Below are 8,980 nucleotides of genomic sequence, written 5' to 3' on the forward strand. Positions count from 1 at the left end.
GATGGGCCCATTGGCGAGAGCCTCGACTTTTCCACTGTGACACTGACGGGGATCAGCCGCATCGATGGTGGAGCCGGTCACGACACCCTCACTGGCAGTGCGGGCGCTGACACGATCGTGGGCGGCAGCGGCAACGACGTGATCAATGGCGGAGCCGGCGACGACAGACTGGAAGGTGGTGTGGGGCAGGATGTGTTTGTCTTCTCCCAAAACAGCGGTCGCGATATTGTCGCTGACTTTGCTGGTGGGGAGATTAGTGCGGACATGCTGGACTTCGCGTCGGCAGGCATCAATGCCAGTACCATGGTCGTGAAGGAAATCAACGGAAACACGGTCTTCACGATCAACGGCTCCTCAACTGTAACCGTAGAAGGTGTGACCGGGATGCAGTTCGGCACCCATTGGACGGCTCTGGGCACCTACACGCCTCCAGTTGAGGAACCTCCAGGCGGTGATGAGGAGCCGACGGGTGAAGCAGGGATTGACGTCTCCAATCTCAGCCTGAACGTCGCTGAAGGCGGCGCGTCGGATACGACTGATGTTGTCCTGACCCGAAAGCCAACCTCGGATGTGACCATTACGCTTGGTTCCGATGGTGGGGTCTTGTTCTCGGTGAATGGTGGAGCACCAGCCGCAACGCCAACGCTTATCTTCACGCCCGCGAACTGGAAGCAGTCCCAGACCGTCACCGTGATAGCTGTCGATGATCCGGTCTACGAGTCCTTTGATGGCACAACCATCTACTTCGAGCCTATCGTAACTCAAGATCCGCTTTATCAGGAAGTCTACCCACCGTCAGGGTGGGCGACCATCGCTGACAACGACACCGCACCTGAAGTTGCGCCTCCGGAAGCTCAGGCCATGACCGCGCACGTCTGGGAGGATAACCCGGTTGTGGAGCTCCAGGGCAACGGCTACTCAGCAGGTGAGTTCGGGATCACGGAGTACATGATTGTTTCTCAGCCTGTGGAGGGCGGCACGGTCACCATGATCGATGATCGCACCTTCCGGTTCGAAGGGGATAAGACGTTCCTGTCCTCCCTGAATCGTGGGGAGGTCTTGCCTGTCACCTTCGAGTATGCCGTGAAAGACGGTGACGGGGTATGGTCTGCTCCAGCGACGATGACCTTCAACGTGCACGGCTTCACGAACGGGGCTGATGAGACGTACGAGGCGTTTACCATGACCACGGACAGCCAGACGGATTTCCTTGATCTGAACGGAGGTGACGGCATCGATACCGTGGTGTTCAGGACAATCGAAGTCACGTCGGGCTCGGATGTATCGGTTGGTCTCGATCAAGCGTTCCATTGGACTGAGTACGCTGGCAAGTCGATCATCAACACGGAGAATATCACGATCAAAGACACCAAAGGTGACACGGCTCGCACCATGGCGGTGAACGGCAACAATCAGGGCAACGTGATCACCATCGAGAACACAGACCACAAACTCTTCATCAATGGCCTCGGCGGTGATGACACGTTCAACTTCAAGGGAACCGGCAATGGCCGGAACTCGGTCATTACGACGGGTGCTGGCAACGATACGGTGAACGCTTTCAGCGCCGTCCTCATCAACGACCGGCCTAACGGCACAGCGACGGGTGGCATATCGGGTAACGACATGTTCAACCTCGGAACCGGCGTTCAGAAGGTGTCCTTCGGAGCGTCCAACGGCAACGATGTCGTGAACAACTTCGTGAAGGGCGAAGACAAGCTGGAGTTCCTCGCTGAAATGGGTTCGCTGGGAGGAGCCTCCGTGGCCGAAGTCGGCGGCAACACGGTGTTCACCTCGGCCACAGGCGGCACGGTGACGGTGACGGGTGTTACCGGTCTCGTTCACGGTACAGACTGGACGGGGGCTCTCCTGATCGCCTGATCCAGCAATAACGCACCAAACAGAACCCCGCCCTTGTGGCGGGGCTTCTTCCAAGCTCGGTTCAAGTTCGGCTATTGAGCCCAAGCTGCTGAGCAAGGCATTACTCGCGCTCGTCAAGGCTCAGACCAAGAACGACTACAATTGGCTCTTCACCAAAGGTGTTCACGATGTTGGCGAATCCTTCAATCGATCAAGTGCCCGCGGGTGGGGCCTTGGGGCGCCCTTGAGAGAAGAGGGCGCTCTTCTCTTTTACGGCGGGGCAGGTCAGACGCCGGAATTAGCCCTCGAACATATGCTTTGTGCAGCCATGAGCGCACAGGAGCTTGTCAGCATTTCAGGTTCTGCCGTGTGATGGTTCAGCTTCCGCCAGAGTCTGGCTTGTCTTCGAAGATCCCTGTGACGGAAAAGCTAGGCCTAGCAGATCGATCGCCGCCCGGTTCGACTCTCTACAGACCGTTCATACCGGCTGGGGGAGACTGGCAAACGCCGACTTTCGTTCCTCCTCGGCCGGAACCAGCCGCGCCTGCATGCTAACGGAGGCCGTAGTCGCCGAGTCGGCCCGCCCATCGGCACATCCTTCTGCTTGATCCCCGCGCAGGAGACGTTCCACTAATAAAAATCCCACTAATTAATACGTCATAACATTTACTTCCTAGGTCAAACAGATCCGTCAATTTGGCAGAACGAAGCCACGGCCCATAGAGCTGATCTCCTGTTATTGCTGGGAGGCGCTCTGTGTTTGACGCGGATCGACGCGGACCGCACTGTGCTGGAGTCGGATCCTTATCGCTTCTGAGCAGACCTTGTCTTTGCCTTGGTTCCATTAGCCGATGCAGCGACTTTCAGCCTTTCGTCGGCGTTGAGGTGGACAACCTGTGCTCACGCCGATACCCACTCCATTCCATCACGCGGTGAACCATGCCCAACCAGAGCAACCCCTGGGAAACTCTTTCCTCTCAGCGCTTCTACGAGAGCCGCTACGTCAACGTCGATCAGGATGAGGTCAGGCACCGATCTGGAAAGGTCCATTCCTATACGGCGCTTCTCTTCCGCATCTATGGGATCGCCGTGCTTCCCATCTTCGACGACGGCAGCACCACTCTTATTGGCCAGTATCGCTATGTTTCCCGTCGCTATACCTGGGAACTGCCCCGCGGATCAGGTCCAAAAACGACGGAGCCTCTCGAGACGGCTAAACGAGAACTTCAGGAAGAAACCGGCGCTCATGCAGGTCAGTGGCTTGAGGTGGTGCGCCTCATGGTTTCCCCAGGCATCACGGATGAAATGGCTCCCTGCTTCGTTGCCTGGGATCTGGAGCAAGGTGCCGCTCATCCGGATCCCCAGGAGGATCTTTCAACCCGGCGCGTGCCATTTCAACAGGCTGTGGCCGAATGTCTGGACGGCACAATATGCGACGCTCCCAGTGTCGCTACGATCTTGGCTGTGCAGGCGAGAGTTGCCCAAGGGGGTCTGCCTGAGGACCTGCTGCGGCGCTTGCGGTAAGAGACCCGGAAAGCTCACCATAAGTGTGCACTTGACGGCATCGCCTGTAGGCGGTACCAGCGCCTCCTCGCGTTCTGGCGTGATGAATACTACCGCCGGAGCTAAGGTTGGGGCCGTAGCTCACAGATGGGATCCCGCTCGTCTCCACCAGATCGTCAAGGAAATAGAGTGTGGGTGTAGCTCAAGGGTACAGCAAAACCTTGCCAAGGCTGGGGTTGGGGTTCAAATCCTTTCGCCCGCTCCAAACATGCTGATACGCGGGCGTAGCTCAGTCGGTTAGAGTGCCGGCCTGTCACGCCGGAGGTCGTGGGTTCGAGCCCCGTCGCCCGCGCCACTTCGTGTGCTTGTTTTGGGATCCCCAGCCAACGCTGGTCTCAACACCATCTCCTCCCCGAGAAGAATCCCTTGGCAAAGGCTCACCTCAGCTCAGAATGGACATCACGGCACCGATAGATATTGGGGGCAGAAGGTGGGATCTACGGAAAGCAATCTAAGGTTGGGTTTTTCCCAGCGGGCCGTAGTAGACCGCAGCACATTTATGTCCCTGCGCGACAGCACTATCGCGTCGCATCATACGCTGTCCGATGAGGTGACGGTTCAAAGAACGCCCCGGCTGGGCGTTCTTCGCAAGGATCGGTCGAGCAACCCGAAGTTCAACCATTCTTGGTACCAGGGCACCTACACCGTCACATTTCCCGATGTTTGCTGTCGGATCGTTGAGAATGTGATAGTGTTCAACGAATATATCGCCGTGCATGATGCTGGCGCAATCGTTGATCATCTGACGACGTTCCGTGGCCGGGCCGATGGGACGTTTCACCTTGAAGACGCCACGGCTTCCTCGATCAGGCGGGACCTCGACGACTTTCGGTCGGGCGCTGATGAACCCGACGTCATCGAGGAGCTGACGTTGATTGCTCACAACGAGGGCGGAGGGACCTGGGGCCACTGGCTCGTCGAGAACCTGCCAAGGATCCTTCTGTTCAAACGCCTGCATCCGACTGGCCGGATCGCCCTGCCTCGTGCTTACACCGAGCCCAGCAACAACTTTGGCCTTAGCTTGCGGTTCTACGGCATTGAGCCAGAGTCCATCATCGCTCTGGACAAACATAAGAGCTACCGTTTCCGCAGCGCGGCCTTTGTGGATCAGGTTACCCATGCCGGTGCAGCCCATCCTCTCATCTTCTATTTGTTGCAGTCCGTTGCCGACACAATTCAAGTCGATTTAGTCTCGTCAAGATTGTTCATTGATCGCGCCACCGGGCGACCATCCCGTGAAATCGAGAATTTGTCCGAAGTCGCCCAGTGTGCCCTGGATAAAGGATTCGTGCGGGGACCGCTGGGGAGTGCTCCTTTCGAAGGACAAGCCGCAATCTGGCGTCGGGCAACCCACTTCGTCGGTGTGCTCGGAAGCGATCTCACCGGCATCGTTTTTGGAAAGGCTGGCCAGGAGATTCTCTCGATCACGCCCGACTTCCACGGCGATAACTTCTTCTTCGACCTTGCCGCGGCAAAGGGGATGGTGTGGCACGAACTGCTCTGCGGACAACGCGCAGCCGAGCGCACCCCGCGGCAGGATTCGAGTTTTTTAGTGGACAGAAACACCTTCAGCTCGTTTCTCACAAATGTGTTGGGCTGAGCCGCCATGAAGCATGTGGCCGGGACTGCCTTGCCATGGCGTCATTGCGGCGCACAGCGTCATTCTCCTGGTGAGTTTAGGAGAGACGACGGATTATGACTGGTCGAACGTTCATTTCGTTGCAGCAGAAGATCCGCTTCAGTTTGGGCCGATGCAGCCACCGCTCATTCTGGTTGCTGATCCTTTTCGCCTCTGTAGACGGCCCTACACGAACAAGGACAGGCTTCTACCAATCGGCGCTGATGCTCATGCATTGGCCCAGTCGCGCAGGCCGATGGACATGATCAGACATGCGCTCTGCTGGAAACCCTGAATGAGTGAGTCTTCGTGCCGCTTGGTATTCAGCGCTATTTACGAGCGGCAACTGGCAGCTGGGACTATAAGGATAGTCCCGCGAGATGCTCCCTCTCACTGGATTGCAGGCCGATGGGCGACTCGCTACCTTCATTCCGCGCTATCGCTCGAAAATCAGGCCGTGCCGCCTTCCAATTGGTCCGCATGAGCGTAAAGAACAAGCCACGGTGGCAAGCCTAACAGCGCGGAGGTCGGACACTAGAATTGTTAAAGTTCACCCACTCTCGCGTGGGATCCAGCCGCTCACAGCGGAGACGACCCCACGGTCGTCTCACTGAGACTTGATGCCTCTCGCGGTTCAGTGCCTCTCCCCAGCGAACTAGGAAGTCAGTCTTGCGATTCTGAACGGGACTGTTTAAGACTTTCCAGTTCTTTCTCGCTTGTCGGGACCTACGATGTATTTAGTCGACCAAAACGAAGCTCAAGGCGGAGCGGCCTCGCACGGCAGCAACAGTGTAGCCACTGTGATTGCTTGCAAAAGCTCCGTATTTCGCGCTGGTCTGCGGCAAATGCTGTCAGGCTCCCGCTTCATCGTGTTGGACGAGGCGTTCGACGGCGTCTCGGGCCTTCCCTCCCCCTCGGATCCCATGCCTGTCCTGGCAGTGGTCGACGCGGACTGCTATTCGGCCACTATCCCGGAGCTCGTCACCCAACTGAAGGCACAATGTCCGCGCGCGCGGATTGCTGTGCTGGCCGAACGGTTTGAACCGGAATCAGTCGGGCAGGCGCACCGCGCGGGCGCAACCGGGTTCCTGCCGACCTCCGTGAGCACTGACGTGCTCATCGCCTCGCTGCAGCTGGTGATGTTGGGACAGACGGTTTTCCCCGCCGACATGGTTCTGGCGATGATAACCGCCCGCGCGCCTGCCCAGACTACCCATGCCGGCGGCCAAGCTATTCCCTCGAGAATCCAAGTGCCTGACGGGGCCAGCGAGTTCTCCAACCGCGAACTGGAGATCCTGCGCGGATTGCGAGACGGTGCCCCTAACAAAGCGATTGCACGCAAGCTCGATGTTGCCGAAGTGACCGTTAAGCTGCATGTGAAATCACTTCTAAAGAAAATTGGCGCGGAAAACCGCACCCGGGCTGCGATCTGGGCCTCAGAGTATCTCAGCCAACAGGAAGACGATTCATCGTCGTAACCTGTTGCCTGCTCACAGGTTACGTGTGCTGCTCCTGGATCTAAACGGCACCGGATATGGGCGTCGCGAGCTTGCCGGCACGTTGCCGCTCCCGCAGCAGCAATAGCCTGCTTGGGCCAGGTGCCGGACGCTCGGGGTATCCCGACCCCGCGCCCTCGCCGCTTGAGCACAAGCCCAAGCTCTTTGATAAGATCGGAAGACTCGAGGACAGCCTCAGGGGCTGCATCCTCAAGGCTTGCTTCATGCCGGATCAGCTGTGCTCCTTCAGCCAAAGCCAAGTCTAGGTGCTCTATGTCACCCAGGTGCAGCGGCCATCCCATGGATCCGGCCCAATCGAGCCCTCAACGAGTTTCGAAACGCCCAGCAAGAAGCCCGAGGTTTGCTGAGCAAGGGCTCAGATGGGTGGCAAAGGATTAAAGCTCGAGGCAAACCCGAGGGATGACAATGTGGCATATTCCGAACGCGCACGAGGTATTGACCTACCAGCGGAAGGTTGTCGTCTGCGCCGCCTAAATCGCCGCGTCCCTGGATGACCCACCCTGTTATCCCCAGACCGCCTCGGCCATCCGCTGCGACATCAATTCCTGCTATATCACTACCACAAAAGTGGTAGAGAAGTTATGATGAGTACCCTGCATTTTCGAAAGTGCCAGCGCGACCTATGTCTGAGAACGAAAAGCCCAATCCCCTGGTCGCCAATATCGAGCGCTGGCACTTTAGCCCTGCAATAGATCCCGATGGGGGGGCCCCGGGGATAATGCCGCATCCTAAGACACAGACCAGAGGTGCATTCAAACCAGGGGAAGTGCGGCGTCTACTGGAGAACTCTCCTGGGTTCCTTGCGGTGGTTCGGGGTGACACCCTTACATTTGAGCTGGTCAACCGAGCTTTTGTTGACCTCGTTGGGGCTCGTGAGTTGATTGGCAAACCGGCTAAACAAATCCTTTCTGGACTTGGTCTCAGCTTTTTTGATGAGCTCGAGCGCGTCTACACAACCGGACAGCCCGCGATTGGGCGCGGTGCTCCGCTGACGGTTCAGACGGAGTCAGGTGTTATTGAGCGCCGTTACATTGATGTTGTTTATCAGCCGATCACGGGTGACGAGGGGATAACGGAAGGCGTATTCCTGCAGGGTCAGGATGTTACCCATCAAAAGCGCACCGAGGAGTGGCTCCGGTTGGCCCTGCAGGGCGGTCGTATTGCCGCGTGGGAGCGGGATCTCACGACGGATTTCGTCACGTGGTCGGACAATGCGCGGGACCTTCTCGGAATCAGCAGCGGGCCAGCCTCCATGTTTGCACGGTGCGTCCACCCAGAGGACCGCGAGATCCATCGGGAGGCGCTCAGGCAAGCCCTGAAGGACGAGTTGCCCTACGATCTCACGATCCGCTTCCAGAAGCCGAATGGCTCGATGATCTGGATTGCGCATCGTGCAGAAGTTCAGCACGGCCCTGAAGGGTTCCATAAGCTGGCTGGGATCACGGTAGACATCACCGAGCAGGTTTTGGCCGATATCAAGCTTCGTCAGCGTGAAGAGCGCTATCGACGCGACCTTGAGGCAGCTGCATCTGTGCAAAGGAGTCTACTGCCCAGAGATGGTGCGGCCGGGAATCTCCGGTATAGAGGCTTTCTGCAACCCTCCAACTTCATTGGAGGAGATGCCTTCAATGTCATTGAACATGATGGCAGGTTGTCATTTTTCCTGATTGATGTCTGTGGGCATGGCGCAGCGGCTGCTCTTGTATCTGTCGCTGCCCATCGTTCAGTCTCAGAAGCGATCATCAAAGATAGAGGTCTGCCGCCCGAAAAAATTGTGGAGCGCATTTGTCAGAATTGGCCAGACGATCTGCCCTATTTCACGATGATCTTTGGACAAATTGAGCTCGCCACTGGAACTGGTAGCCTCATCCAAGCTGGACACCCTCATCCCCTCATCCTCCGGCGTGGGAACGGGATTATTCCTCTCGGAACCGGCGGCCTGCCAATCGGTATTGATAGCACGGCCTCATACGAGCCGGTTCCGTTTGCCCTCAACGTTGGTGATGCGCTCCTTATGTACTCTGATGGCATCACCGAAGCGGAGAACCCGTTGGGTGAATGCTTCTCTGAGGAGCGACTATTGACCCTGCTGGACCAGTGGCGCGATCGATCCTCTGAAGCCCTGCTGAAAGGGCTTGCGGACCAGGTGCTGCGCTGGAGCAGTGGAACAGACGTGAGTGACGACATCAGCGCGCTCTTAATTGAGCATGTATTACTTTGAGAACACGGCGACTGGCCCAAGGTATGCAGTATCGGGATCCGCTGTGCCCCATCACGAGGCCTGGCATTGGCTAGGTCGCTTTGGCTAATCTGCAACCGTTATCCGCCGGGATATTCAACGAGGCGTAATACCAAGTCCCTGAAGGTCTGACTCGTTCGTGATTTCCCGGGCTGGAGTGGGTGTGATTCAGTTTGGTGAACC

General features: G+C 57.5%; 4 protein-coding genes, 1 tRNA gene and 1 pseudogene. All 6 read left to right on the forward strand.

Annotated elements, in window-relative coordinates; translation table 11 throughout:
• Positions 1-1,881, forward strand: a pseudogene (locus JKG68_RS29425) (hypothetical protein); the annotation flags it as partial.
• Between the two features lie 918 nt (positions 1,882-2,799).
• Positions 2,800-3,384 (forward strand): NUDIX domain-containing protein, encoded by a 585-nt coding sequence (locus JKG68_RS29430; RefSeq protein ID WP_202065669.1) that lies wholly within the window; start codon positions 2,800-2,802, stop codon positions 3,382-3,384.
• Positions 3,385-3,641: 257 nt separating this feature from the next.
• Positions 3,642-3,718, forward strand: a tRNA-Asp gene (locus JKG68_RS29435).
• Between the two features lie 204 nt (positions 3,719-3,922).
• Positions 3,923-5,023 carry a glycosyltransferase family 61 protein gene (locus tag JKG68_RS29440; RefSeq protein WP_202065671.1) on the forward strand — a complete coding sequence of 367 codons (1,101 nt, stop codon included), beginning with the start codon at positions 3,923-3,925 and terminating at the stop codon, positions 5,021-5,023.
• 749 nt (positions 5,024-5,772) lie between these two features.
• Entirely contained in the window at positions 5,773-6,519 is a 747-nt protein-coding gene (locus tag JKG68_RS29445) for a LuxR C-terminal-related transcriptional regulator (RefSeq protein WP_202065673.1), read from the forward strand.
• A 661-nt stretch (positions 6,520-7,180) separates the two neighbouring features.
• The gene (locus JKG68_RS29450) at positions 7,181-8,779 is read left to right on the forward strand and encodes a SpoIIE family protein phosphatase (RefSeq protein WP_202065675.1); all 1,599 of its coding nucleotides are present in this window, start codon (positions 7,181-7,183) and stop codon (positions 8,777-8,779) included.
• Positions 8,780-8,980: the final 201 nt, after the last annotated feature.

Origin of the sequence: Microvirga aerilata (assembly GCF_016743775.1) — a bacterium.
Classification (GTDB): domain Bacteria; phylum Pseudomonadota; class Alphaproteobacteria; order Rhizobiales; family Beijerinckiaceae; genus Microvirga; species Microvirga aerilata.

Bases quoted from the DNA above. Each gene is read 5' to 3' on its own strand.
- JKG68_RS29430 (WP_202065669.1), top strand. From the start codon at position 2,800: ATGCCCAACCAGAGCAACCCCTGGGAAACTCTTTCCTCTCAGCGCTTC.
- JKG68_RS29440 (WP_202065671.1), top strand. From the start codon at position 3,923: ATGTCCCTGCGCGACAGCACTATCGCGTCGCATCATACGCTGTCCGAT.
- JKG68_RS29445 (WP_202065673.1), top strand. From the start codon at position 5,773: ATGTATTTAGTCGACCAAAACGAAGCTCAAGGCGGAGCGGCCTCGCAC.
- JKG68_RS29450 (WP_202065675.1), top strand. From the start codon at position 7,181: ATGTCTGAGAACGAAAAGCCCAATCCCCTGGTCGCCAATATCGAGCGC.